At 72.6% G+C, this 25,738-nt stretch carries 24 protein-coding genes; 3 read left to right on the forward strand and 21 right to left on the reverse strand.

Going from position 1 to position 25,738, the window contains the following annotated elements; all coding sequences use genetic code 11:
- Window positions 1–132: 132 nt before the first annotated feature.
- The 5 genes from ACVW07_RS02315 to ACVW07_RS02335 form a co-directional block, all read right to left on the reverse strand.
- Window positions 133–936 carry a GNAT family N-acetyltransferase gene (locus ACVW07_RS02315; protein WP_456817677.1) on the reverse strand — a complete coding sequence of 268 codons (804 nt, stop codon included), beginning with the start codon at window positions 934–936 and terminating at the stop codon, window positions 133–135.
- Complete coding sequence (gene aspS / locus ACVW07_RS02320; RefSeq protein ID WP_456817678.1) at window positions 933–2,735, reverse strand: aspartate--tRNA ligase; 1,803 nt, start codon at window positions 2,733–2,735, stop codon at window positions 933–935. The genes ACVW07_RS02315 and aspS overlap by 4 nt, the downstream gene beginning before the upstream one ends.
- 185 nt (window positions 2,736–2,920) lie before the next feature.
- Window positions 2,921–3,982, reverse strand: coding sequence for an Rv2578c family radical SAM protein (locus ACVW07_RS02325; RefSeq protein ID WP_456817679.1), 1,062 nt, complete (start codon window positions 3,980–3,982; stop codon window positions 2,921–2,923).
- A gap of 102 nt (window positions 3,983–4,084) precedes the next feature.
- Window positions 4,085–5,479, reverse strand: a complete 1,395-nt coding sequence (gene hisS / locus ACVW07_RS02330; RefSeq protein WP_456817680.1) for a histidine--tRNA ligase — start codon at window positions 5,477–5,479, stop codon at window positions 4,085–4,087.
- Window positions 5,480–5,523: 44 nt separating this feature from the next.
- The gene (locus ACVW07_RS02335; protein WP_456817681.1) at window positions 5,524–6,267 is read right to left on the reverse strand and encodes an MBL fold metallo-hydrolase; all 744 of its coding nucleotides are present in this window, start codon (window positions 6,265–6,267) and stop codon (window positions 5,524–5,526) included.
- 159 nt (window positions 6,268–6,426) lie between these two features.
- On the opposite strand from ACVW07_RS02335, the gene ACVW07_RS02340 reads away from it, so the two are divergent.
- From ACVW07_RS02340 to ACVW07_RS02350, 3 genes are all read left to right on the forward strand, one after another.
- On the forward strand, window positions 6,427–7,209 hold the full coding sequence (locus tag ACVW07_RS02340; protein ID WP_456817682.1) for a peptidylprolyl isomerase: 783 nt from the start codon (window positions 6,427–6,429) through the stop codon (window positions 7,207–7,209).
- Window positions 7,206–9,284 carry a DUF349 domain-containing protein gene (locus ACVW07_RS02345; protein ID WP_456817683.1) on the forward strand — a complete coding sequence of 693 codons (2,079 nt, stop codon included), beginning with the start codon at window positions 7,206–7,208 and terminating at the stop codon, window positions 9,282–9,284. Before ACVW07_RS02340 ends, ACVW07_RS02345 begins: the two co-directional genes overlap by 4 nt.
- A 136-nt stretch (window positions 9,285–9,420) precedes the next feature.
- Entirely contained in the window at window positions 9,421–9,981 is a 561-nt protein-coding gene (locus ACVW07_RS02350; protein WP_456817684.1) for a hypothetical protein, read from the forward strand.
- Window positions 9,982–10,007: 26 nt separating this feature from the next.
- Here the strand turns inward: ACVW07_RS02350 and ACVW07_RS02355 are convergent, their stop codons facing one another.
- The 16 genes from ACVW07_RS02355 to pgsA form a co-directional block, all read right to left on the reverse strand.
- The gene (locus tag ACVW07_RS02355; protein ID WP_456817685.1) at window positions 10,008–12,341 is read right to left on the reverse strand and encodes a RelA/SpoT family protein; all 2,334 of its coding nucleotides are present in this window, start codon (window positions 12,339–12,341) and stop codon (window positions 10,008–10,010) included.
- A 134-nt stretch (window positions 12,342–12,475) separates the two neighbouring features.
- Complete coding sequence (locus ACVW07_RS02360) at window positions 12,476–13,012, reverse strand: adenine phosphoribosyltransferase (RefSeq protein ID WP_456821012.1); 537 nt, start codon at window positions 13,010–13,012, stop codon at window positions 12,476–12,478.
- Window positions 13,013–13,059: 47 nt separating this feature from the next.
- Window positions 13,060–14,151: a protein translocase subunit SecF gene (gene secF, locus ACVW07_RS02365; protein ID WP_456817686.1), complete on the reverse strand. Its 1,092-nt coding sequence runs from the start codon at window positions 14,149–14,151 to the stop codon at window positions 13,060–13,062.
- Window positions 14,151–16,070, reverse strand: a complete 1,920-nt coding sequence (gene secD, locus ACVW07_RS02370; protein ID WP_456817687.1) for a protein translocase subunit SecD — start codon at window positions 16,068–16,070, stop codon at window positions 14,151–14,153. Before secD ends, secF begins: the two co-directional genes overlap by 1 nt.
- Window positions 16,071–16,198: 128 nt before the next feature.
- Window positions 16,199–16,606 carry a preprotein translocase subunit YajC gene (gene yajC, locus ACVW07_RS02375; protein ID WP_456817688.1) on the reverse strand — a complete coding sequence of 136 codons (408 nt, stop codon included), beginning with the start codon at window positions 16,604–16,606 and terminating at the stop codon, window positions 16,199–16,201.
- A 121-nt stretch (window positions 16,607–16,727) separates the two neighbouring features.
- Window positions 16,728–17,780: a Holliday junction branch migration DNA helicase RuvB gene (ruvB, locus tag ACVW07_RS02380; RefSeq protein WP_456817689.1), complete on the reverse strand. Its 1,053-nt coding sequence runs from the start codon at window positions 17,778–17,780 to the stop codon at window positions 16,728–16,730.
- Window positions 17,773–18,384, reverse strand: coding sequence for a Holliday junction branch migration protein RuvA (gene ruvA / locus ACVW07_RS02385; protein WP_456821013.1), 612 nt, complete (start codon window positions 18,382–18,384; stop codon window positions 17,773–17,775). The genes ruvB and ruvA overlap by 8 nt, the downstream gene beginning before the upstream one ends.
- An 82-nt stretch (window positions 18,385–18,466) precedes the next feature.
- Window positions 18,467–19,030, reverse strand: coding sequence for a crossover junction endodeoxyribonuclease RuvC (gene ruvC, locus ACVW07_RS02390; protein WP_456817690.1), 564 nt, complete (start codon window positions 19,028–19,030; stop codon window positions 18,467–18,469).
- Between the two features lie 66 nt (window positions 19,031–19,096).
- Window positions 19,097–19,852: a YebC/PmpR family DNA-binding transcriptional regulator gene (locus tag ACVW07_RS02395; protein WP_456817691.1), complete on the reverse strand. Its 756-nt coding sequence runs from the start codon at window positions 19,850–19,852 to the stop codon at window positions 19,097–19,099.
- A gap of 15 nt (window positions 19,853–19,867) precedes the next feature.
- Window positions 19,868–20,479 (reverse strand): pyridoxal 5'-phosphate synthase glutaminase subunit PdxT, encoded by a 612-nt coding sequence (pdxT, locus tag ACVW07_RS02400; protein WP_456817692.1) that lies wholly within the window; start codon window positions 20,477–20,479, stop codon window positions 19,868–19,870.
- Window positions 20,480–20,614: 135 nt separating this feature from the next.
- Entirely contained in the window at window positions 20,615–21,229 is a 615-nt protein-coding gene (locus tag ACVW07_RS02405; protein WP_456817693.1) for an NUDIX hydrolase, read from the reverse strand.
- Complete coding sequence (gene pdxS / locus ACVW07_RS02410; RefSeq protein ID WP_456817694.1) at window positions 21,226–22,158, reverse strand: pyridoxal 5'-phosphate synthase lyase subunit PdxS; 933 nt, start codon at window positions 22,156–22,158, stop codon at window positions 21,226–21,228. Before pdxS ends, ACVW07_RS02405 begins: the two co-directional genes overlap by 4 nt.
- Window positions 22,159–22,257: 99 nt before the next feature.
- A complete protein-coding gene (locus tag ACVW07_RS02415) occupies window positions 22,258–22,926 on the reverse strand; it encodes a hypothetical protein (RefSeq protein WP_456817695.1) in 669 nt (222 codons plus the stop codon).
- Window positions 22,923–24,119: a glycosyltransferase family 4 protein gene (locus ACVW07_RS02420; RefSeq protein WP_456821014.1), complete on the reverse strand. Its 1,197-nt coding sequence runs from the start codon at window positions 24,117–24,119 to the stop codon at window positions 22,923–22,925. Before ACVW07_RS02420 ends, ACVW07_RS02415 begins: the two co-directional genes overlap by 4 nt.
- 38 nt (window positions 24,120–24,157) lie before the next feature.
- Complete coding sequence (locus ACVW07_RS02425) at window positions 24,158–25,123, reverse strand: phosphatidylinositol mannoside acyltransferase (protein ID WP_456817696.1); 966 nt, start codon at window positions 25,121–25,123, stop codon at window positions 24,158–24,160.
- On the reverse strand, window positions 25,120–25,731 hold the full coding sequence (pgsA, locus tag ACVW07_RS02430) for a phosphatidylinositol phosphate synthase (protein ID WP_456817697.1): 612 nt from the start codon (window positions 25,729–25,731) through the stop codon (window positions 25,120–25,122). Before pgsA ends, ACVW07_RS02425 begins: the two co-directional genes overlap by 4 nt.
- Between the last annotated feature and the right edge of the window lie 7 nt (window positions 25,732–25,738).

The raw sequence follows: 25,738 nt of genomic DNA on the forward strand, positions 1-25,738 counted from the left end.
GCGGCCGCGAGCGAGCGTCCCCGTGCTGCCGCCGGACGAGGACCCGGTATCGGGTGCGCACGAGAGCCTCACCGGGACCGCCCCCCCCCCGCCGCGACGCTGGTGACGCGACCGCCCGTGTCGGACGCCCGGTCAGGCCGGAGGCCGGGAGATGCCCGCAGGCCCGTATGACGCGAGCTCCGTGTCGAGGGAGAAGCCGAGGCGCGTGTACAGCCGACGGGCGACCACGTTCTCCGCGTACATCCCCAGACTGACGAACGAGGCACCCTCGACGAACGCCCGCCGGACGGCCACCGTGGTCAGGGCCGAGCCGATACCGGCCGCACGGGCGTCCGGCACCACGCCGAGGCCGTGCAGGTGCCACGACTGCGCGCCGTCCCGGGCCCCTCGACGCGCCGCACCGACCACCCCGACCAGGCCGTCCGGGCCGTCGACGCCCCACCAGCCGGCCTCACCCGCTCTGGCCGGGTCCGCGGTCGTCGCCGGGTTCGCCGAGTCGAGGCAGGCACCGATCGCAGCTGCTTCAGCCACCGGGTCCAGACGGCGCACGGCCCCCTCGCCGTCATGCGGAGGCGGTGCCTCGTCCGTCGAGAACCAGTCCCACGTAGAGAACGGCGCCAGCCCGAGCGATGAGAGGACAGCCTCCGACAGCCTGGTGCCACGGGACACGTTCAGCCAACCGGCCCGGTCGACGAACCCGGCTCGCGCCAGCGGTGATCCGACCTCCAGCCGGCACGCGGCGGCGTCCGCCACGAGCCGCTCGACGGCTGCCCCGTCCCCGAGGGCCAGCAGGAACGGGCCGCGCGGCGACGGCGACGCCAGGAGCACGCCACGGTCGTCGCCGACCACGACGGCGTCCTGCCAGCGCCCGTCGACACCCGCGAGCACGCGGTGGCCACGCCACGCCTGCGGAAGCCGGTCGAGCGGCACGCTCACGCGGTCGGCCGCTCCCCTGCCGACCCTGCTGCGGGCGGCGTGGACGGCTTCGGCTTGGCGTCCACACCGGCCTCCCGGCGCTGCTCGGGCGTGATCGGCGCCGGCGCCGCCGTGAGCGGGTCGTAGCCGCCGCCGGACTTCGGGAACGCGATGACGTCGCGGATCGACTCCGACTTCGTCAACAGCGCCATGATCCGGTCCCAGCCGAATGCGATGCCGCCGTGCGGCGGGGCCCCGAACTGGAACGCGTCGAGCAGGAAGCCGAACTTCTCCTGCGCTTCGGCGGCACCGATCCCCATGATCTCGAAGACGCGCTCCTGCACGTCCCGGCGATGGATACGGATGGAGCCGCCGCCCAGCTCGTTGCCGTTGCAGACGATGTCGTAGGCGTAGGCCAGCGCCTTGCCCGGGTCCTGCTCGAACGTGTCGATCCACTCAGGCGTCGGCGACGTGAACGCGTGGTGGACGGCGGTCCAGGCGCCGCCACCGACGGCGACGTCGTCGTCCTCGCCGGTGGGCTTGAACAGCGGTGCGTCCACGACCCAGACGAACTCCCAGGCGTCCTCGTCGATCAAGCCACCACGGCGGCCGATCTCCAGCCGTGCGGCGCCGAGCAGCGATCGCGCCTCGGCGACCGAGCCCGCGGCGAAGAAGATCGCGTCACCCGGGCTCGCCCCGACGGCGGCCGCGAGACCGGCCCGCTCGGCGTCGGTGATGTTCTTGGCGACCGGGCCGCCGAGCTCGCCGTCCTCGCCGACCGTGACGTAGGCGAGACCCTTGGCGCCGCGCTGCTTCGCCCACTCCTGCCAGGCGTCGAAGCCACGGCGAGGCGTCGCGGCGCCACCCGGCTGGACGACCGCGCCGACGTACGGGGCCTGGAACACCCGGAACGGCGTCTCCCGGAAGTACTCGGTGAGCTCGGTGAGCTCGAACCCGAACCGCAGGTCGGGCTTGTCGCTGCCGAAGCGCGCCATCGCGTCCGCGAAGGTCATCCGACGGATCGGCGTCGGGATCTCGACGTCGATGAGACGCCACAGGGCGACGATGATCTGCTCGCCGAGGGCGATCACGTCGTCCTGCTCGACGAAGCTCATCTCGACGTCGAGCTGCGTGAACTCCGGCTGCCGGTCCGCCCGGAAGTCCTCGTCGCGGTAGCACCGGGCGATCTGGTAGTACCGCTCCAGGCCACCGACCATGAGGAGCTGCTTGAACAGCTGCGGGGACTGCGGGAGCGCGTACCAGGAGCCCGGCGCGAGACGCGCGGGGACGAGGAAGTCGCGGGCGCCCTCGGGCGTCGACCTGGTCAGTGTCGGCGTCTCGACCTCGACGAAGTCCTGCGCGTCGAGCACCGCACGGGCGACCTGGTTCGCCTTCGCCCGCAGCCGCATGGCCCGGGCGGGCGCCGGACGGCGCAGGTCCAGGTAGCGGTGCCTGAGCCGGGCCTCCTCCCCCACGGTCTCGTCGAGCGACGACGACACCTGGAAGGGCAACGGGGCCGCCTCGTTGAGCACGACGACCTCCGCCGCGACGAGCTCGACCTCGCCCGTGGCGAGGTGCGCGTTCTCGTTGCCCTCCGGACGGCGTCCCACCACACCCGTGACCTTCAGCACGTACTCGGCACGCAGACCGTGGGCCACGGCCTCGTCCCGGATCACGACCTGGGCGATCCCCGACGCGTCCCGCAGGTCGACGAACGCGACGCCGCCGTGATCACGACGGCGGTCCACCCAACCCGTGAGGGTGACGGTGGTGCCGATGTGCTCGGCTCGCAGCGAGCCGGCCGTGTGGGTACGGAGCACGGAAGGTCCTTCGTGATCGGAAGTGGTGTCGCGCCCGTCGGGCGCCCGCACGATCCTAGTGCCCGCCGCCTGCGGGGACGCCGTGCAACACCGCCTCGCATACCTCGCGCCATACCGCCCCGCGTACCCGTGCCGTCACCGCGTCGCGGCGGCCCGGCCGGCGCCGGGACAGGACCAGCCGGTCATCAGAAGAGCGTCGGCTGCGCCACCTGCAGATCCGGCGCAGCGACCATCCGCCGCCACGGCATGCTGCCGTCCGGGTAGGCCCCCTCGCCACGGTCCTCGCGGTGCCCTGACGAGGAGCCGAATCCGTGCCGGACGCGCAGGGGCGCCACCCGGTCGCGCAGCCAGCGGCCGTACTCGGCCGGCACGGTGGCGCGCGGGCCGTACAGCGCCTCGTAGCGCGCGACGAGGCCCGGGTGGTGCTCGGCGAGCCACGCGAGGAACAGCGGCTTCACCGACCCGCGCAGGTGCAGCGGAAGGACCGTCACGCCGCTGGCGCCGGCGTCGGCCAGCCGGCGCAGGAGGTCGTCGAGCTGCTCCGTCCCGTCCGTCAGCCACGGCATCACCGGCGCCACCATGACGCCGCACGGCAGGCCGGCGTCGCGGACCGCACGGATCAGGTCGAGCCGAGCGCGTGGTGTCGGCGTGCCCGGCTCGACGCTCTGCTGGAGGACCTCGTCGCCGACGGCCAACGACACCCCGATCCCGACGGGCACCTGGGCGGCCGCCTCCACCAGCACCGGCAGGTCGCGCCGCAGCAAGGTGCCCTTGGTGAGGATCGACAGCGGCGTCCCGCTGCTCGCGAGTGCCTCGATGATCCCGGGCATCAGCATGTAGCGACCCTCGACGCGCTGGTACGGGTCGGTGTTGGTGCCGAGTGCGACGTGCTCACCCGCCCAGGACCGGCGTGCCAGCTCCGCACGCAGGACCTCGACCACGTTCGTCTTGACGACGATCTGCGTCTCGAAGTCGACGCCAGGACCGAGCTCCAGGTACTCGTGCGTGGGCCGGGCGAAGCAGTACCGGCAGGCGTGCAGGCAACCCCGCGTCGGGTTGATGGTCCACCGGAAGGGCATCTGAGACGCCTCGGGCACCTTGTTGAGCGCACTGCGGCACAGCACCTCGTGGAACGTCACGCCGGCGAAGTCCGGCGTCCGCACCGTGCGGACGAGCCCGGCGAGCGGGAGCCCGGGCAAGGTCCCCTCGTCCTGGTCCGCCGTCAGCCGCTGCCCGTCCCACCTCATGCCACCAGTCGAACATGTGTTCGACCGCCGCGTCAACCGTGCTCCGCGCGCTGCCCGAAGACTCCAGACCTCGCCCGCCCCGACCGTCCCTCGGTGCCGCGCTCAGCCCTCCGCGGGGACCACGCGCGGCCAGCGGTCCTCGGCCGGCGGCCGCCAGGACGCCGCGTCGGCGGAGACCTGCTCGCCGGACCGGATGTCCTTCACCTCGTCCCCGTGAACGACGCCCTCGTCGTCCGCCTGCCCGAGGAACCAGACGAACGGGATGCCGCGACGGTCCGCGTGCCGGATCTGCTTGCCGAACTTGGCGGCCGACGGGGCGACCTCGACCGGGATCCCACGGGAACGCAGGGCGGCTGCGACCGCATCGGACCGGCCGCGGTCCTCCTCCTGCGTGACGGCGACCAGGACGGCGCTGGGGACCGCACGGGTGGCACGGACGAGACCGTCCCCGAGGAGGCGCGACACCAGCCTGGAGACGCCGACGGACAGCCCGACGCCGGGGTAGGTCGTGGTGCCGTCGGACGCGAGCGTGTCGTAGCGCCCGCCGGAGCAGATGGAGCCGAGCTGTTCGTGCCCGACGAGCACCGTCTCGTAGACCGACCCCGTGTAGTAGTCCAGGCCGCGCGCGATCTTCAGGTCGGCCACGACGACGCCCGGTGCACGTTCGGCCGCCGCATGCACGAGCGCGCCGAGCTCGGCGAGACCCTGGTCCAGCAGCTCGTGCACCACGCCGTGCTGCGTGGCGAGCGCCCGGACCCGGTCGATCACCGTCTCGTCGGCCCCCGAGATCGCGGCGAGCTCGAGGCAGGCGGCGGCCTGCGCGTCGGTCGCGCCCGCGTCGGCCACCAGGAGCGCAGCGACGTCATCCGGCCCGATCTTGTCCAGCTTGTCGACGGAGCGGAGCACCGCGTCGACGTCGGTGAGCCCGAGTCCCCGGTAGAACCCCTCCGCCACCTTGCGGTTGTTCACCAGGATCCGCACGGGCGGCATCCCGATGTCGCGGAGCGCGCCCAGCGCCTCGGCCATGACGAGCGGGAGCTCCACCTCGTAGTGGTAAGGCAGCGCACCGGCACCGACGACGTCGATGTCCGCCTGGACGAACTCGCGGAACCGCCCGTCCTGAGGGCGCTCGCCCCGCCAGACCTTCTGGATCTGGTACCGACGGAACGGGAACGCGAGGTGTCCGGCGTTCTCGAGCACGTAGCGCGCGAACGGCACGGTGAGGTCGAAGTGCAGACCGAGGCCACGCTCGGCCTCCCGGTGCCCGCGGGCGGCGGGTTCGTCCGGGTCCTCCTGGAGGCGCGACAGGACGTAGACCTCCTTGGACGTCTCGCCCTTGCGCAGCAGCTGGTCGAGCGGCTCGACCGCCCGGGTCTCGATGCCCGCGAACCCATGGAGCTCGAAGGTGCGGCGCAGGACGTCGAGCACGTGCTGCTCGACGAGGCGGCCCTCGGGGAGCCACTCAGGAAATCCGGACAGGGGGGTCGGTCTGGCCATGGGGCCCGATCCTTCCAGACTCCGCAGGCCCGACGCCTCCGCTCTCAGGCGGGCGCCTGCCGGGCGGCCGCGCGCAGGTAGGGGTTGGTGGCCAGCTCCGTGGCGACGTCGCTCCCCGGGCCGTGCCCGGGCAGCACGACGGTCTGCGGCGGGAGCGTCGCGACGACCTCGCGCAGGGTGCGACCCATCTCCGCCTCGTCGCCGCCCGGCAGGTCCGTGCGACCGATGCTGCCGGCAAACAGGACGTCGCCCGTGAGAGCGACCAGACCTGCACCGTCGACGTCGAGCAGGTACAGCGTCGACCCCTCCGTGTGGCCGGGCGCGTGCCGGGCGACGAGGTGCACGGAGCCGAATGCCAGGGCGACGTCGTCCGACCTGGTGCCCACCGCGGTCCCGAACGCCTCGACGCGCTCGGGCATCTGGTACGCCGACGGCGCGACACCGGCCGCTGCCAGCGCCTGCGCCAAGGGTCCGGAGGGGTCGTGCGGTGACGGTCCCCCGAGCACGCCCAGCGTGCCGAACGGGTCCGCGAGCCGGTACGCGTCGCCCGCGTGCAGGAGGAACGGCACGTCGAACCGCTCGACCAGGGCGGCCGCGTCCCACGTGTGGTCCACGTGACCGTGCGTGGCGAGCAGCGCCCGGGGCCGAAGTCCGTGGCGCTCGACGAGCTCCGTCACCTGACCGGCGACCCCCGCGCCCGGGTCGACGACCACGCAGTCCCCGTGCTCCGCCACGACGAGCGTGCACCGCGCCGCGAACACCGGTGCCACCACTGTCGAGAGCTGCATGCACGGCACGCTAGACGGTCCCGGATCGACGCGCCGACGTCCGCGCGTCGGTCGTTGGCTCGTCCGGGCCCTCGCTTGCCTAGACTGTCCCGGGTCCCTTCGTGCAGTGCGGCAGGTAGTGCTCCTGCCCCACCGCACCTCGACGCGAGGAGTGTGTGCGTGTCAAGCAAGCGCGAGCGTGAGTACGAGCGCCGCCGTTACGAGAAGTGGCAGGAGCGCCAGGCCCGGTCCCGCGCCCGTCACCGTCAACGGGTCATCGCCGGCAGCGTCGCCGGTGCGCTCGTCCTCGTCATCGGCATCGTCGCAGCCATCGCGCTCACGCGTGACGACTCGACGCCCGGAGCCGACACCACGGCGGTCCCGACCGACGCCTCGACCCCCGAGACGAGTGCGACGCCCCGCACGGGCAACGGTGGCGTCCTGCCTGCCGCGTCGCTCGCGGAGGGCCGCGAGTGGACCGGGTCGATCGACCTCAGCCAGGGACCCCTCGGCATCTCGCTCGACGGCGCCGCGGCACCGCAGGCGGTCGCGAACTTCGTGACGCTCGCCCAGGAGGGCTACTTCGACGGCACGTCGTGCCACAGGCTGGTGACCGAGGGCATCCACGTGCTGCAGTGCGGGGACCCGACGGCGACCGGCCAGGGGGGCCCGGGGTACACCTGGGGCCCTGTCGAGAACGCGCCGGCCGACGACGTCTACCCGGCGGGCACCATCGCCATGGCGCGCGTCGGCAACGACGGCAGCTCGATGGGCAGCCAGTTCTTCCTCGTCTACGAGGACAGCACCATCCCGTCGGACTCGGCGGGCGGCTACACCGTGTTTGGCCACATCACGTCCGGCATGGACGTGCTGCAGGCCATCGCTGACGCGGGCACCGTCGACAAGGGCAGCTTCACGGCCCCGACGACCGACGTCATCATCGAGGGAGTGGAGACCCAATGACCGAGACCCCCGCACCGGCGTCCGAGCCCGACGAGACGGCAACGGTCGCTTCCTCGACGCACGAGCCGGACGGCGAGACGGGCGCCGTCGCCGGCGCGCCGGACGTGGCGAGCGAGGCCCTCCCCGATGCAGCCGAGGACGCCGCTGCCGGTGGCTCGGCGGTCGAGGCCGACGACTCGGTGGGCGGCTCGGTGGACAGCTCCGTGGAGGACTCCGCGACCGAACCCGTGGACGAGCCGGTACAGGAGTCGGCCGACGACTCGGTGGGCGGCTCGGTGGACAGCTCCGTGGAGGACTCCGCGACCGAACCCGTGGACGAGCCGGTACAGGAGTCGGCCGACGAGCCCGTCTCGCTCGGTGAGCCCACGCCGGAGCCGATCGAGGGCGACACCGCGGGCGTCGAGGAGCAGGCGGTGACCGACGAGGCCGCGGCGGTCGCCCCTGAGGCCGACGAGGCCGGCGGCGAAGCCGTCGCCGCCGACGGCGAGGCGAAGCCCGTCGACGGGGGGCACGGCGAGGCCACCGACGACGGCGCAGCGGTCGAGGACCGTGCCGCGGAAGGTGAGCCGGCCGCGGACCAGGCCCCCGAGGGCGAGCCCGCCGCGGACCAGGCGCAGGAGGGTCGACCGGCCGCCAGCGAGGAGCCGGCGGCGACGACCGTGACGACTCCCGGCGCGGCCCGTCCGACGCCCGCCTCTGCGCACCCGACACCCCGGCCGCGTCCGGTGCCGCACCCTCCGGCTCACCCGGCCGCACCGCCGTCGACGGGCACGCCCGCCGTGGTCGCGCCGACGCCTCCGCCGCTCGATGCGGCCGAGGCGGCCCACGCGACGACGTTCGGCCGCGTGGACGACGAGGGCACCGTGTACGTCCGGGAGGCCGCGGGCGAACGGGTCGTCGGCCAGTTCCCTGGCGCGACCGCTGACGAGGCGCTCGCGCTGTACGTCCGCCGGTTCCTCGACCTGCAGGCCAAGGTGGCCCTCTTCGAGGCACGGCTGACCGGGACCGAGCTGTCCGTCAAGGAGATCGACCAGACGCTCGCCCGCCTCACCGACGAGCTGTCGGAGCCCGCCGCGGTGGGCGACCTCGACGGTCTGCGGACCCGCCTCGACGCGCTGCGAGAGACAGCCGCCGAACGACGTGCCGTCGCCGAGGCCGAGCGCGCGGCCGCTCGCGAGGCCGCGGTCGTGGCCCGCACGGAGATCGTCGAGCAGGCGGAGCGTGTCGCGTCGACCGACCCGTCGCGCATCCAGTGGCGACCCGCGGGCGAGCAGCTGCGCACCCTCCTGGACCAGTGGAAAGAGGCCCAGCGCACCGGACCCCGCCTGGACCGGCCGACGGAGGAGGCCCTCTGGAAGCGGTTCAGCCATGCCAGGACGACGTTCGACCGGGAGCGCCGGCACTTCTTCGCCGAGCTGGAGAGTCGCAACGCGAGCGCGAAGGCGGCGAAGGAGGCTCTCGTCGCCGAGGCGGAGAAGCTGCAGTCGAGCACCGACTGGGGCGCCACGGCAGGCACGTTCCGCGACCTCATGACGCAGTGGAAGGCGGCCGGGCGTGCCAGCCGCGCCGACGACGACGCGCTGTGGGCCCGGTTCCGCGCCGCGCAGGACGCGTTCTTCGCGGCCCGCGACGCGCAGGCGACGGCAACGGACGCCGAGTTCCGCGCGAACCTGGAGGTCAAGGAAGCGATCCTCGGCGAGGCCGAGGCGCTGCTGCCGGTCACCGACCTGGCCGCAGCCAAGCAGGCGTTGCGCTCGATCCAGGACCGCTGGGAGGCCGCGGGGAAGGTGCCGCGGGCAGACATCCAGCGGATCGAGGGACGGCTGCGCGCGGTCGAGGCCGCTGTCCGCGATGCCGACCAGAGCCAGTGGCGTCGCACCAACCCCGAGACGCGAGCACGTGCCGAAGGGGCCGCGGCGCAGCTCGAGCAGGCGATCGCCGGGCTCGAGGCCGACCTGGCCAAGGCGGAGGCTGCCGGCGACGCCCGCCGGATCGCCGACGCCCGTGCCGCGCTCGACGCACGCCGCAGCTGGTTGGAGCAGGTCCAGCGGGCCGCCGAGGAAGCCCGGGGCTGACTCCGCCCGGAGCCGAGCGTCTCGACCGTGCCCCACCGTCGCCCTGGCGCCGGTGGGGCACGGTCGTCTCGGTGGATCGGTGCCGTCGTCCACAGGCGCCCTCACGGAGTCCGGCGTCACGCGACATCCTGCGTGCATGAACTCCAGGCTCAGCGTCTACCGACCGCCTCCCGTGACCCTGCCGTCGATCGTCCGCCGGGACGAGGTCGGTGCGGCGGCCTGGCACGCACTGGTGCGCGATCGTGTCGTGCGCCCTCTCTGGGGTGATGTCGCGATCGCCGCCGACCTCGACGACACGCCTGCGCTGCGCTGCGAGGCCGTCGCGGACCTGGTGCCGCGTCGAGGTGTCGTCGGTCGGTGCAGCGCTGCGTGGGTGCACACCGGGCTCCGCCCTCCGGCCAGGGTCGAGGTGCTCGTCGTGTCCCGTGCCCACCGGGCAGACCCGCATCCCCGACGGGTCGCTGCCGAGGCGGCCCTGACGGACGACGACGTCGTGCGCATCGGTCCACTGAAGGTCACGACCGTGCAGCGGACAGGCACCGACGTGGCCCGGTGGGTACCGAGCGCGGCGGCCCTGGCCGTCCTCGCCGACCTGTGCGCCGTGGGGTTCGACCCCCGGCACGCGTTGCGCGACCTCGAGGCGCTGCCGGGGCAGCGAGGCGTCCGCACCGCGCGCGCCACGCTCCGGTCGCTGTGACGGGCCCACCGTCGGCGCCGTCGCGATCAGGCTCGGATGGCAGGCTCCTCCGAGGCCTTCGCCCCGGTGATCCGGTACACGTCGAAGACACCTTCGACCTTCCGGACCGCGGCGAGCACCGACGCGAGGTGCGACGGCTCGGCCATCTCGAACACGAACCTCGAGAGTGCGACCCGGTCGCGCGACGTCGAGACGGACGCCGACAGGATGTTGACGTGGTGGTCCGACAACACGCGTGTGACGTCGGACAGGAGCCGGCTGCGGTCGAGCGCCTCGACCTGGATCTGCACCAGGAACAGCGAGGAGCTGGTGTGGCTCCACTCGACGTCGACCAGCCGCTCGGGCTGTGCCCGCAGAGCCTCGACGTTGATGCAGTCGCTGCGATGCACGCTCACGCCGGCACCGCGGGTGACGAAGCCGACGATGTCGTCGCCCGGCACCGGCGTGCAGCACTTGGCGAGCTTGACCCAGATGTCCTCGACACCCTTGACCACGACGCCGGGGTCGCCCGTCCGGACGCGTCGGTTGACCTGACCGGGCCGGGCCGCCTCGGCGAGGTCCTCCTCGGCTGCGGGTTCGCCACCGAGCGAGTGGACCAGTCGCTGCACCACGGTCGCGGCCGAGACCTGCCCCTCGCCGATCGCGGCGTACAGGGCGGACACGTCCGCATAGCGCATCTCGTTGGCGAGCGCGACGAGCGACTCGTGCGAGAGGAGCCGCTGGATCGGCAGGTTCTGCTTGCGCATCGCCTTGGCGATCGAGTCCTTGCCGTGCTCGATGGCCTCCTCGCGGCGCTCCTTGGAGAACCACTGGCGGATCTTGTTGCGCGCCCGGGGGCTCTTGACGAAGCCGAGCCAGTCACGGGACGGACCGGCGGTCTCCGACTTCGACGTGAAGACGTCGACCACGTCGCCGTTCTCCAGCGTCGAGTCGAGCGGCACGAGCCGTCCGTTGACGCGGGCACCCATCGTCCGGTGCCCGACCTCGGTGTGCACCGCGTACGCGAAGTCGACGGGCGTCGACCCGGACGGCAGACCGATCACGTCACCCTTGGGCGTGAAGACGTAGACCTCCGACCCGGCGATCTCGAACCGCAGGGAGTCGAGGAACTCGCTGGGGTCGGCGGTCTCCTTCTGCCAGTCGACGAGCTGACGCAGCCACATCATGTCGTTGCCCGCCGGGTCGGTCGACTGCCCGGCACCGGCGTTCTTCGCGGACTCCTTGTACTTCCAGTGCGCCGCCACGCCGTACTCCGCGCGCCTGTGCATGTCGTGCGTGCGGATCTGGATCTCGACCGGCTTGCCGCCCGGTCCGATGACCGTCGTGTGCAGCGACTGGTACAGGTTGAACTTGGGCATCGCGATGTAGTCCTTGAACCGGCCCGGCACCGGGTTCCACCGCGCGTGCAGCGCTCCGAGCGCCGCGTAGCAGTCCCGCACCGTGTCGACCAGGACTCGCACCCCGACCAGGTCGTAGATGTCGGCGAAGTCGCGACCGCGCACGATCATCTTCTGGTAGATCGAGTAGTAGTGCTTCGGCCGGCCCGTGACGGTGGCCTTGATCTTCGACGTGCGCAGGTCGGCACCGACCTGCTCGCGGACCACAGCGAGGTACTCCTCGCGCGCCGGCGCCCGCTCGGCCACCAGGTGCACGATCTCGTCGTAGAGCTTGGGATACAGGGTCGCGAACGACAGGTCCTCGAGCTCCCACTTGATCGTGTTCATGCCGAGGCGGTGCGCCAGCGGCGCGTAGATCTCGAGGGTCTCGCGCGCCTTCTTCTCGGCCGAGGTGCTCGCGACGAACTTCCAGGTCCTCGCGTTGTGCAGCCGGTCGGCGAGCTTGATGACCAGGACCCGGATGTCGCGGGACATCGCCACGACCATCTTGCGGACCGTCTCGGCCTGGGCGGCGTCGCCGTACTGCACCTTGTCGAGCTTGGTGACGCCGTCGACGAGCATCGCGACCTCGGGCCCGAACTCCCGGCGCAGCTGGTCGAGCGAGTAGTCCGTGTCCTCGACCGTGTCGTGCAGCAGCGCGGCCGCCAACGTCGACGGCGTCATGCCCAGCTCGGCCAGGATCGTCGCCACGGCGACAGGGTGCGTGATGTACGGGTCGCCGCTCTTGCGCAGCTGCCCGCGGTGCGCGCGTTCCGCGACGACGTAGGCCTGCTCGACGACGGCCAGGTCGGCCTTGGGATGGTTGGTGCGTGCCGCCTGGAGCACCGGCTCCAGCGCGGGCGAGGCCACCGTGGCACGGGAACCGAACCTGGCGAGACGCGAGCGCACACGGCCCGACGCGGCACCTGCCAGGTCGGATGTGGCCGGCTCGCCGGTCTCAGGCGTACGTACGTCCTCGCTCAAACGCGTCCCTCCCGCCCTGACGACCCCACCCCGCCCTGCGCGGACCCGCTGAGGGCGGTGGGCCGAAGCCGGCGGGGGGACCGGATTCGCAGCAGTCTACGACCGACTGGCCGCAGACCTGGACCGGAACCCTGTCAGGGGACGTGGACGAGCACGTCGATCGGATGGTCTCCCAGGTGCCCGCGACCACCGAGCGCGTCGAGCTCGACGAGGAACGACAACCCGACGACCTCCGCGCCGCAGCGTTCGAGCAGTCGGATCGTCGCAGCGGCCGTGCCACCCGTCGCCAGGACGTCGTCGACCACCAGCACGCGCGCACCGGACGGCACCGTGAACGGGTGGACCTCGACCGATGCCTCCCCGTACTCGAGCGAGTAGTGCTCGACGACCGTCGGACCGGGCAGCTTGCCGGCCTTGCGCACCGGGACCACACCGGCGCCGAGGGCCACCGCGAGGGGTGCGGCGAGCAGGAACCCGCGCGCTTCCATCCCGGCGACGAGGTCGACAGGGGTCTGCACCGCGGCTGCGAGCTCGTCGATCACCGCGGCGAACGCGTTCGCGTCGGCCAGCAGGGGCGTGATGTCCCGGAACAGCACGCCGGGCAGCGGGTAGTCCGGCACCAGCCGCACGAGCGCGTCGATCCGGGCCAGCACGGCCGCACGGCCGGACAGGGAGCCCGTGGGCTCGCCGTCCGGCCGTGCCGTCTGCGTCTGTCCCGTCACCGGCGGCGCTTCGGCTGCGCCTGGACACCCTGGTGGGAGCCCGCGCGCAGCTGGGTCGCGCTGTGGATCGCCGACGCGAGCACGGGCTCGTCGCCCTCGCCGCCCTCGACGCGCGCCTTGCGGGCGGCCAGCACCTTGCGGGTGTGGTCGCGGATCGCGGGCTCCCGCTCGCGCAGCGTCACCTCGAACGGCGTGGCGAGGAAGACCGACGAGAACGTCCCGATCAGCATGCCGACGAACAGCGCGAGCGCGATGTCGCGCAGCGTGCCCGCACCGAGGATGAACGCCCCGACGAAGAGGATCGCACCGACCGGCAGCAGCGCCACGACGGAGGTGTTGATCGACCGGACGAGCGTCTGGTTGACGGCGAGGTTGGCCTTCTCGGCGTAGGTGAACCGCGTCTGCTGCAACGTGTCCGCGGTGTTCTCCCGGACCTTGTCGAACACCACGACCGTGTCGTAGATCGAGTACCCGAGGATCGTGAGGAAGCCGATCACCGTGGCCGGCGTGACCTCCCACCCGACCCCCGCGTAGACGCCCACCGTGATGAGGAGGTCGTGGAAGAGCGCGATCAGCGCCGCGAGGGCCATCCGCCAGTTCCGGAAGTAGATCGTCATCACGATCGTGACGAACACGAGGAACACGAGGATGCCCGTGATCGCCTTGCGCGAGATGTCGGCGCCCCAGGAGGGGCCGATGTACGAGCTCGCGACGTCGTCGTCGGTGACGCCGTAGGCCGCCTGGAGGGCGGACGCGACCGTCTCGACCTCCTCGTTGGTCAGCTTGGAGGTCTGGATGCGCAGGCTGTCGGTCCCGAGCTGCGTGACCTGCGGCGACTCCTCCGGGGAGATCGACAGCACGGTGTCGATCGCGAGCTGCTCGTCGGCGTCCGGCACGTTGGACACGACGAACTGCGAGCCGCCGCGGAACTCGATGCCCGGATTGAGCCCCGGCTTGATCAGCAGGATCGTCGACAGGATCACGAGGATCGTCGAGATCGTGAACCAGATGCGACGGCGACCGACGATGTCGTACGACCGGCGGCCGGCGTACAGGTCGTTGCCCCACTGGGCGAATCCGGCGGCCATCAGTGCTCACTTCCCTCGGTGCGACCAGGCTCCGTGCGACCGGACTCTGCGTCCTGCTCAGGCGGCGTGTCGTCGGCGCCCCCTCCGCTCGTCGGTGGCGGGGCCGTGGACGCGTCCTGCTCCGCCGCCTTCGCAGCGGCACGGCGCTCTGCGATCGTCTGACCGCCGCCGACGCCCACCGGCACGCGCGTGGCGGGCGCCGGCGCCGCGGCGCCGCCCGCATCCGCCGTGTCCGCGGCCGAGCCGGCGGTGCTCCCTGCACCGGAGACCACCTTCCCGCGCCCGACGTACCGGCTCCCCTCGACGCCGAGGCGCCTCGGGTCGAGCCCCGAGAGGGGGTGACCGGTGTTGAAGAACCGCACGCGGGCGATGAGCTGCATCATCGGGTGCGTGAACAGGAACACGACGACCACGTCGATGATCGTGGTGAGACCCAGCGTGAAGGCGAAGCCGCGGACGCCGCCGACGGCGAGCAGGTAGAGCACGATGGCCGCGAGGAAGTTCACGGCGTCGGACGCCAGGATCGTGCGCCTGGCGCGCTCCCAGCCCCGGTCGACGGCTGCGCCGAGCGTCCGTCCCTCGCGGAGCTCGTCTCGGATGCGCTCGAAGTACACGATGAACGAGTCGGCGGTGATGCCGATGGCGACGATGAGGCCGGCGACACCGGGCAGCGACAGCCGGTAGCCCTGTGTCCAGGACAGCAGCGTGATGATGCCGTAGGTCAGCGCGGCAGCGACGACCAGCGACGCGACGGTCAGCAGCCCGAGCGCGCGGTACTGCAGCATCGAGTAGATCACCACGAGGATGAGGCCGATGAGGCCGGCGATGAGCCCCTTCTGGAGCTGCTCGGCTCCGAGCGTCGCGGAGATCTGCTCCTGGCTCTGCACCTCGAACGTGACCGGGAGTGCGCCGAAGTTGAGCTGGTTCGCGAGGGTCGCGGCGGACTCGCGGGTGAAGCTGCCCGAGATCTCGGCCTGACCGTTGGAGATGATCACGCCGGGCGCCAGGCTCGGCGACGAGATCACGAGGCCGTCGAGCACCATCGCGAACCGGTTCTGCGGCTCCGTGAGGCCCTGCAGCCGCGTGGTCACGTCGGTGAACTGGGTGGTCCCCTTGGACTTCATCTTGAGGTTGACGACCCACTCGTTGCTCACGCCGCCGCTGGGGAGCGTCTTGAGCCCCGAGCTCGCGCTGGCGATCTCCGAACCCTCGATCTCGACCGGCCCGAGGATGTACTTCGCCGCGCCCTCGGGGTCGCACGTGACGAAGGCCTTCGCCGGGTCACCGGTCGCACCGCCGGTGCGGTTCTTCGGGTCGGTGCAGTCGAGCTGGTCGAACTCCTCCTGGACGGCAGGCGTGACGTAGTACGCCGCGTCGCTGTTGTTGTCCGGAGCGGACTTGGCCGGTGCGTCGGACGCCGGTGCGCTGGCCGACGGGCTGGGCGCCGGGGTCGCCTCCTCGGCCGGCGCCGTCGCCTGGTCGGAGGCGGCCGGGCTCGGCTGCGCCGCCGCACCCGCGGAGGCCGTCGGGGTCGGGGCCGCCGCCGGGTCCTCGGCTGTCGCGGTCGTCGGTGCGCCCGTCGCCAGGACAGGACGGAACTCCATCTGCGCGGAGGTCCGGACGAGCGCGAGCGTCTCCTCGCTCGGCTTGCCCGGGAGGCCGACGATGATCTGGTCCGAGCCCTGGCTCGTGATCTCCGCCTCCGAGACGCCGGACGAGTCGACGCGCTGCCGGATCACGTCGATCGCCTGGGTGATCGTGTTGGACGTGACCTCCTGGTCCCCGACGGGCTTCGCCTCGAGGATGATCTGCGTGCCACCCTCGAGATCGAGCGCGAGGCTCGGGGTCCAGGTCGCATCGGACCACTTGGTGCCCGCGAAGATCGTGGCGACGAGGGCGACGATGAGGATCCCGAGCACGGTGAGCGTGCGGACGGGCCTCTGACGGCGTGAGGGAGGGGCCAACGGAGTTCTTCTCTCGTGCGCGCACCGGCCACGGGAGTGGCCGGTGGGGTCCGGGCCCGGGCGTCATCACCCGGGCCGTGCGATTACTTGGTGTCCGGGTCGTCGTCCTTGCGGACGTCCGGCAGCGACGACAGGTCGTCCGGCACTTCGATGACCTCGTCGTCGGCGCGCGTGAGGCGGTCGGCCTCGGCCGGCTCCAGCTCGTCGTCGTCGAGCGTGGTGTCCTCGACGACGGGCTCGATCTTCTTGGCGATGGCCGCACGGATCCACCGCGTGCGGCTCCCGCCGGGGCTCGTCTCGAGCGTGACGACGTCGTCCTCGACGTCCACCACCGTGCCGAACAGGCCGGAGCCCGTCATCACCTCGTCGCCGGTCAGCAGGTTGTTCCGAAACTCCGACGCGGCGCGCTGCTGCTTGCGCGTGCGGCTCGACATGAGCCACAGCGCGCCGAAGGCGATGATGAGGATGATGAGGAACGAGTAGTTGCCCATGCGGGTTACGGCTCCGGATCTGTCGTCGGTGTCCGCCGCAGTCTAGGCGCAGCAGCCGGTGCCTCCAACGTCCGACCGGAACGCGTAGTTCCGACGGCTCGTGCCACCGCCAGGCACACGCTCAGCCGAACAGCGTGGCGGCACCCGCGGGCACCGGAAGACCCAGGTGATCCCAGGCAGCCGGCAGCGCCACCCGGCCCCGTGGGGTCCGACCGACGAGGCCCTCGCGCACCAGGAACGGCTCCGCGACGGTCTCGACCGTCTCCGGCTCCTCGCCGACCGCCACCGCGAGCGTCGTGAGGCCCACGGGTCCACCCCCGAACCGGGTGCAGAGGGCAGCGAGCACGGCACGGTCCAGGCGGTCCAGGCCCAGCTCGTCGACCTCGTAGACCTGGAGCGCCGCCCGCGCCGCCGCCAGGCTCAGGGTCCCGTCGCCGCGCACCTCGGCCCAGTCGCGGACCCGGCGCAGGAGACGGTTGGCGATCCGTGGGGTGCCCCGCGAGCGCGCGGCGATCTCGGCCGCCGCCTCGGCCGCGAGCGGGACGCCGAGGAGGCCCGCCGACCGGACGAGCACGCGCTCGAGCTCAGGGGTCGTGTAGAAGTCGAGGTGGCCGGTGAAGCCGAACCGGTCGCGCAGCGGCGCGGGCAGCAGTCCCGCCCGGGTCGTCGCACCCACCACGGTGAACGGCGGCAGCGCCAGGGGGATCGCGCTCGCGCCGGCGCCCTTGCCGACCACGACGTCGACGCGGAAGTCCTCCATCGCGACGTACAGCAGCTCCTCCGCCGGACGCGCCAGACGGTGGATCTCGTCGAGGAACAGCACCTCGCCCTCCTCGAGCGAGGAGAGCACGGCGGCGAGGTCCCCGGCGTGCTGGATCGCGGGCCCGCTCGTGACGCGCAGGGACACGCCGAGCTCGGCGGCGACGATCATGGCGAGCGTCGTCTTGCCGAGCCCCGGCGGTCCGGACAGCAGGATGTGGTCGGGTGCCTTGCCGCGCGCCCGTGCGGCTTCGAGGACGAGCGAGAGCTGGTCGCGCACCACGCGCTGCCCGACGAACTCGTCGAGGTGCCGAGGTCGCAGCGCTGCCTCCGCGGCACGCTCCACGTCGTCCGCGGCCGTCCGTACCAGCGACTCCGCGTCGAACCGTTCCGTGACGAGCTCCTCGTCAGCCACGGCCGCCACCGAGCGTGCGCAGCGCGGCACGCAGCACACCCGCCACCTCGTCCGCGCCGACGGGGCCCGGGCTCGACTCCAGGACGGTGTCGACGGCGTCACCGGCCGCACGGGCCGTCCAGCCGAGGCCGACGAGGGCCTCGACGACCTGGTCGCGGCGGTCGGTGGACGGTGTCTGCGGCCCGGTCACCGGGTGGGCCGACGGCACACCGAGCCGGTCGCCGAGCTCCAGCACGATCCGCTGCGCACCCTTGTGACCGATGCCGGGCACCCGCTTCAAGGCGGCCAGGTCCTCGTCCGCCACGGCTCGGCGCAGCCCGTCGGGCGTGTGCACGGCGAGCATCGCGAGAGCCAGCCGGGGCCCGACACCGCTGACGGTCTGCACGAGCTCGAACACCTCGCGCTCGTCCGCGTCGGCGAACCCGAACAGCGTCAACGAGTCCTCCCTGACCACGAGGGAGGTGGCGAGCTGGGCGGTCGAACCGACCCGCAGGCCCGCGAGCGTCGTGGGCGTCGCCTGGACGAGCAGGCCCACTCCCCCGACCTCGACCACCGCTGCATCCAGCCGGACGGCCTGCACCGTGCCGTGCACCGACGCGATCACTGGCACACCCCTCTCGTCGACCGAACCGTGCCGCGCCCACTTTCCCACACGCAGACGAACACGTGTACGAAGGACACGCGCGTCAGCGCCCTCGCGCCGCCTGCTCGGCCGCGGCCCAGGCGCGTTGCGCCGACGTGAGCGACCCGGGCGCTCGCTGCGGGGCGCCGAGAGCGCCGGCGGGCCGCCACAGGTGACAGACGGCCAGTGCGAGCGCGTCGGCGGCGTCCGCCGGCTTGGGGAGGGCATCGAGGGCCAGCAGCCGGGCCACCATCACCTGGACCTGGGCCTTGTCGGCCCGGCCGTTCCCCGTCACCGCCGCCTTGACCTCGCTCGGGGTGTGCAGGGCGACGGGGATGCGCCGGCGTGCGGCGGCGACCATCGCGATGCCGGCCACCTGTGCCGTGCCCATCACCGTGCTGACGTTGTGCTGGGCGAACACCCGCTCCACGGCGACCGCGTCGGGCGCGTGCTCCTCGATCCACTCCTCGATGCGGCGCTCGATCGCGAGCAACCGCTGGTCGACGTCGAGACCGACCTCGGACCGGGCGACACCGACGGCCACGAGCCGCGCTCGTCGTCCGGGCAGGCCGTCCACGACGCCGAGACCGCACCGGGTCAGGCCGGGGTCGACTCCGAGGACGCGCACGGTCGTATGGTCGCAGCCGGACGCCCGACCACGGGGACGACGCGCGCAGGCCGAGGGACCGGCGCGTCAGTCGTCCTCGAGCTCCGCCATGACCTCGTCGGACGCGTCGAAGTTCGCGTACACGTTCTGCACGTCGTCCGAGTCCTCGAGCGCGTCGATCAGGCGCAGGATCTTGCGCGCGCCCTCGGCGTCGACCTCGATCTGCGTGGCCGGCCAGAACACGACGTCCGCGGAGTCGTACTCGATGCCGGCGTCCTGGAGCGCCGTGCGGACGGGGACCAGGTCCGTCGCCTCGCTGAGCACCTCGAAGGCCTCGCCGAGATCGTTGACCTCCTCGCCACCGGCCTCGAGGACCGCCTCCATGACCGCGTCCTCGTCCGTCCCCTCCTTGGGCACGATGACGACGCCCTTGCGGGAGAACAGGTACGACACCGAGCCGGGGTCGGCCATCTGGCCGCCGTTGCGCGTGAACGCGACGCGCACGTCCGACGCGGCGCGGTTGCGGTTGTCGGTGAGGCACTCGACGAGCACCGCGATGCCGCCCGCGCCGTAGCCCTCGTACATGATCGTGGTGTAGTCGGCGCCGCCGGCCTCCTGGCCGGACCCGCGCTTGACCGCCCGGTTGATGTTGTCGATCGGGACCGAGTTCTTCTTGGCCTTCTGCACCGCGTCGAACAGCGTGGGGTTCCCGGCGAGGTCGCCACCGCCGGTGCGCGCGGCCACCTCGATGTTCTTGATGAGCTTCGCGAAGAGCTTGCTGCGCTTGGCGTCGACCACGGCCTTCTTGTGCTTCGTGGTGGCCCACTTGGAGTGACCCGACATCGCTCTCGCTACCCCTTACACGCTCTCGCGGACGATCTTGACGAACAGGCGGTGCACGCGGGTGTCACCGGTGACCTCCGGGTGGAAGGAGGTCACGAGCAGCGGACCCTGACGGACCGCGACGATCCTACCGGCGGCCGGGCCGGTCTCGACCCGTCCGATCGGCGTCGCGGCCGGACCGACGTCCTCGACCCACGGCGCCCGGATGAACACGGCGTGCACGGGCTCGGTGGCGGAGTCCTCCACGCCGTCGATCTCGAGGTCCGTCTCGAAGGAGTCGACCTGCCGGCCGAACGCGTTGCGGCGGACCGTCACGTCGACGCCGCCCAGCGTCTGCTGGCCGTCGATGCCGTCCAGGACCCGGTCGGCGAGCAGGATCATGCCGGCGCACGAGCCGTACGCGGGCATGCCGTCGCGGAGGCGCTCCTGGATCGGCTCGACGAGCTCGAAGGCGCGGAGCAGCTTGTCGATGGTCGTGGACTCGCCGCCGGGGATGACGAGTGCGTCGACGGCGGCGACCTCGCGCTCCCGGCGGACCGGCACGGCCTCGGCGCCCAGGGACGACAGGACGTGCACGTGCTCCCGCACGTCGCCCTGCAGGGCGAGGACTCCGATGGTGACGGTCACGACGGGCGATTCTAGGTGTGCCTACGCCGCCCGACCGAACTCGGGGACGTGCTGGAACGGCTCGAGAGCACCGGACGCGGCCACGCAGTGACCGGTGGCTCCACGAGCGCGGCGGCCGTGGTCACGTCGACGTGCTCACTCCCGCGTGAGCCCCAGGTGACGGGTCACGCCGTCCCACCGGGGCAGCAGCCCCGCGACGAGCTCGCTGAGCCGCTCGGGGAAGACCTCGATCCGCACCCGGGACAGGTCGTCGAGCGTCCACCAGCGCAGCTCGTCGATGACGTCGTGCTCCACGGCCGTCCACCGCGCCCGGTCGATACCGACGAACGCCGACGCCGGCACGCGGGCGACGAAGATCTCCTCGTCCTGCCGGCAGTGCTGGGCGTAGAAGTCGAATATCGCCGACCGGGTGAACACGGGGCCGTGGACGTCGGCCGGGTCGAGCACGATGCCGGTCTCTTCGTGCACCTCACGCACCGCAGCCGTCAGTGCGTCCTCGCCGTCGCCGATGCCGCCGCCGATGGTGAACCACCAGCTGCGCTCCGGCTGGTCGACGTCGTGACCGCGGATCAGCAGGACCCGGTCGGCCTCGTCGAGGAGGATCACCCGAGCCGCACGACGGAACAGCAGGCCGTCCTCGCCCCGCACCCACTCCGTCCCCAGGGTGTGCGGTTCGTCCGCGGAGGTGCCGGGGGCCGCGGACACCAGCGTGTGGTCCGCGGCCCCCGGCAGGCTGTGCTCCTGGGTCACCAGCCGCGCTCGGCCAGGCGGTGCGGTTCCGGCACGTCCTCGACGTTGATGCCGACCATGGCCTCGCCGAGGCCGCGCGACACCTTGGCGATGACGTCCGGGTCGTCGAAGAACGTGGTCGCCTTGACGATCGCGGCGGCCCGCTCTGCCGGGTTGCCCGACTTGAAGATGCCGGAGCCGACGAACACGCCCTCGGCGCCGAGCTGCATCATCATCGCGGCGTCCGCGGGCGTCGCGATACCACCGGCCGTGAACAGCACGACAGGCAGCTTGCCGGCCTGGGCGACCTCCTTGACCAGGTCGTACGGCGCCTGCAGCTCCTTGGCGGCGACGAACAGCTCGTCCTCGGGCAGCGAGGTGAGGCGACGGATCTGGTCGCGCAGCGTGCGCATGTGCGTCGTGGCGTTCGAGACGTCCCCGGTGCCCGCCTCTCCCTTGGAGCGGATCATCGCCGCGCCCTCGGTGATGCGGCGCAGGGCCTCGCCGAGGTTCGTGGCGCCGCACACGAACGGCACGGTGAAGGCCCACTTGTCGATGTGGTGCGCGTAGTCCGCGGGCGTCAGGACCTCCGACTCGTCGACGTAGTCGACGCCGAGCGACTGCAGCACCTGCGCCTCGACGAAGTGGCCGATGCGCGCCTTCGCCATGACAGGGATGGAGACGGCCGCGATGATGCCGTCGACAAGGTCGGGGTCGCTCATGCGCGCGACGCCACCCTGCGCGCGGATGTCGGCCGGCACCCGCTCGAGAGCCATGACGGCGACCGCTCCGGCATCCTCGGCGATCCTCGCCTGCTCCGCGGTGACGACGTCCATGATGACGCCGCCCTTGAGCATCTCGGCCATCCCACGCTTGACCCGCGCGGTGCCGATGACGCCGGCCGCCGGTGCGCCGGTCGTGGTGGTGGGCTGGCTGTTCTCGCTGGTCACGTCAAGCCTCACATCATGGTGCGGGATGGGTCGGCCGCGCCGTCCGGCGGCCCGATCGAGTCATCGTAGTCCGTGGCCGAAGCCGATATCCGCACGGTCTCAGGCGCCCGGACGGGCCCCTTCGGCACCGTGCGCCCGCACGCCTGGACGGCCCAGGCTCTCGGGCCACTCGTCGTCCAGGTCGAGTGTGCGGGGCGTCGGAGCGCGGCCCGCGAGCCGCAGCGCACGGACCACCGGCCCACGGCGCGCACGGGCGGCCTGCGCGACGGCCTCGTTGTGGAACCGCCGGGCGAGCTGCAGCCGGTACCAGGCGGAGCCCAGGGCGCTGAGGAGCTCGTCGCCCGCGGGTTCGGCGCGCAGCACCTCCACCTCGCCCTCGTCGTCCAGGGCCTCCCGCAGGGTCGCGGACAGCTCGCTCTCCACCCGCGACCGGTCCAGGAGCACACCTGTGCCGGCCGCCTCGTCGTGCTCGTCGCCCGCGATGAGGACCGCCAGGTCGGGCGGGAGCGCCGTGACGTCCGAGACCCCCGAGGACAGGGACGCCCACGCAGCCTCCCCGACCAGCACGGAGCTGACGGGGTCGAGCAGACCCGACGTGGCCAGCTCGGCCGCGACCGTCGCGCGCCGCACGAGCTGCGTCTCGACGACCGCCCTGGACGCGTTCATCTTGCGGTGCAGCCGGTCCAGACGAGAGGCGGCGACCCACACGCACCACAGGCCGAGCCCGATCAGCGCGGTGATGACGACGGTGATCTCCGACCAGCTCACCGGGTCTCCCCCCGACTGCGGCGGAGCTCGAGCAGTCTCGCACCGCGCAGCGACGAGGGATCCTCGCCCACGGGAGCGCCGGCGCCCGCCACGACCATCTCGTAGACCGCCAGGACCTGGTCCGTGACGGCGGACCAGTCGTAGCGGCGCACGGCCGTCCTGGCCCGCTCCGTGACGGTCGACCGCAGGTCCGCGTCCTTCAGCACGCGGACGAGCGTGGCAGCGAGGTCGGCGCTGTCCCCCGCGGTGAACAGCACGCCTGCCGCGCCGTCGTCGAGCACCCGGCTGAACGCGCCGAGGTCGCTGGCCACGACGGCCGCGCCGGCACTCATCGCCTCGACGAGCACGATCCCGAAGCTCTCACCGCCCGTCTGGGGCGCGCAGTACACGTCCACCGAGGCGAGGAGCCGTGCCTTGTCCTCGTCGGACACCCCGCCGAGGAACTCGACGGCTCCGGCCCGGTCCCCCAGGAGCTCGCGCGCCTGCTGCTCGCCGGTCTCGCCGCGGCCCGCGACGATGAGCCGTGCGCCCGGGACGGAGTCGAGGACCTGGCCCATCGCCCCCAGGAGGACGGGCAGGCCCTTCCGCGACTCGTCGAGACGACCGAGGAACGCGATGGTCGGCGCCTCCACGGTCCCGGTCCACCGCGGGTCCGCCGTGGCGTCGGCGAACCGGTCGACGTACACCCCGTTCGGGATCACCACGGCGTCGCCGCCGAGGTGCTCGACGAGCGTGCGACGGGCGTCCTCCGACACCGCGATCCGGGCGGAGATCTTCTCGAGCGACTGCTTGACCAGCGGGTACGCCATCTGCAGGGGGCGCGAGCGGATGAGCGAGGTGTGGAACGTCGCGACGACGGGGCCGTCGGCGATCCACAGCGCCAGCATGCCGAGGCTCGGCGTCACGGGCTCGTGCAGGTGCAGCACGTCGAACTGCCCCGCGGCGAGCCACTTGCGCACGCGCGCCGCCGTCACCGGCCCGAACGTCATGCGCGCGACCGACCCGTTGTACCGCACCGGGACCGCACGGCCGGCGGCCGTGAGATAGGGCGGGACAGGCGTGTCGTCGTCGGCCGGCGCCAGCACCGAGACCTCGTGACCGCGGGCGAGCATCGCCTCCGCGAGGTCCCGCACGTGGAACTGCACCCCGCCGGGCACGTCGAAGGAGTACGGGCAGACGATTCCGACGCGCAGCGGTCGCCCCTCGGTCCGGCTCGCGCCGACGGGCGACGTCACGGGACGCTCCCCTCCGCCTCGAGCGTCGCGGCGTAGCGGACAGGGTCGAGGTCCTCGACGAACACCGCCTGGAGCATGTGCCAGTCCTCGGGGTGCTCCTCGATGCCACGGGCGACGCTGTCCACCCACGCCTGGGTGACGGCCCGCACCTGGTCGGCCCGCGGCACGCCTGCCGGCACCTCGACGGGCGTGCGGAACTCGACGACGACGCCCCACGGCGAGCCGGCCGCCCGCCGCCGATCCCCGTGGAGCCGCTCGTAGCTGACCACGGTGGGCATCAGCGTGGCGCCGGTGGTCACGGCGAGAGCCGCCGGGCCTGCCGCGACCCGGGCGCGATGACCGAACAGGTCCACCTCGACGCCCCGTGCGGTCAGGTCCCGGTCCGCGAGCAGCGGGAGCAGGCCCGGTCCTTGGCGCGCCGACCGCACCAGGTCGCGGAACACGTCGCCGCCGCCACCCGTGAGGGGGAAGATCCGGAGCCCGATGGACTCACGGAACGCCACGAACTCCTGGAACAGCTCCTCGGGCTCCAGCCGCTCCGCGACCGTGGTGACGGGCGCCAGCGCACGGGTGCAGTACGCCCCGGCGAGGTCCCAGTTGCCCACGTGACCGAGCGCCAGCAGCACGGTGCGGCCCGCGCCGAGCTCGTCCGTCAACCGGGAGTCGTAGACGGCGCGGACGCGGGCGTCGACCTGCGCCGGTGTCATCGTCCTCAGCGCGAAGGTCTCACCGAAGTAGCGCATGTACGAGCGCATGCCCGCACGGCTCAGCCGGCGCAGCGCTCGCGCGTCGAGAGCCGGTCGCGCCCGGGAGAGGTTCCCTTCCAGTCGACGGACCCCCTCGCCGTGCCGCAGCCAGGCGACGTCCGCCGCGAGGTTGCACAGTCCGCGCAGGACGGGACCGGGCACGCGGCCGGCGACGCGCCAGGCGGTGGAGTAGAGCCGCGCGACGTCGAGCCTCACTCCGGCACCCGCACGGCCTGCCGGTGCACCTTCGCCATGCGCTGCACGATCGTGACTGCCGACGCCACGGCGAGCAGGCCGAGCGCGACCGTGAGCACCGCCGGAGACGCTCCAAGACCGACGGCCGCGGTGGCCACGAGGGCGACGAGCAGCCGGTCGGCCCGTTCGGCGATGCCACCGGACGCCGTCATGCCGAGACCCTCGGCGCGCGCCCGCGCGTACGGCACGATCGACCCGAGCACGACGCACCCCAGGGCGAGCGCGGCCGTGAGCCGGTCGTCCCCGCCGCCGACGAACCACAGCAGAAGCCCCGAGAAGATCGCGCCGTCACCGAACCGGTCGAGCGTCGAGTCGAGGAACGCTCCCCAGGGCCCCGACCGGCCCGACCGGCGTGCCATCACGCCGTCGAGCGAGTCCGTGAGCACGAAGATGCCGATGATGAGCGCCCCGGTGAACAGGTGCCCGGTCGGGAAGGCCCACAGGGCGGTCACGACCACGACGAGCGTGCCCGTGATCGTCACCGCGTCGGGCGACACCCCGGCGCGCAGCAGGGCGTCGGCCGGCGGGGTCATGATGCGCGACATCAGGCCCCGCAGTCGGTTCAGCACGTCTCGA

This window comes from Cellulomonas sp. URHB0016, from assembly GCF_054057935.1.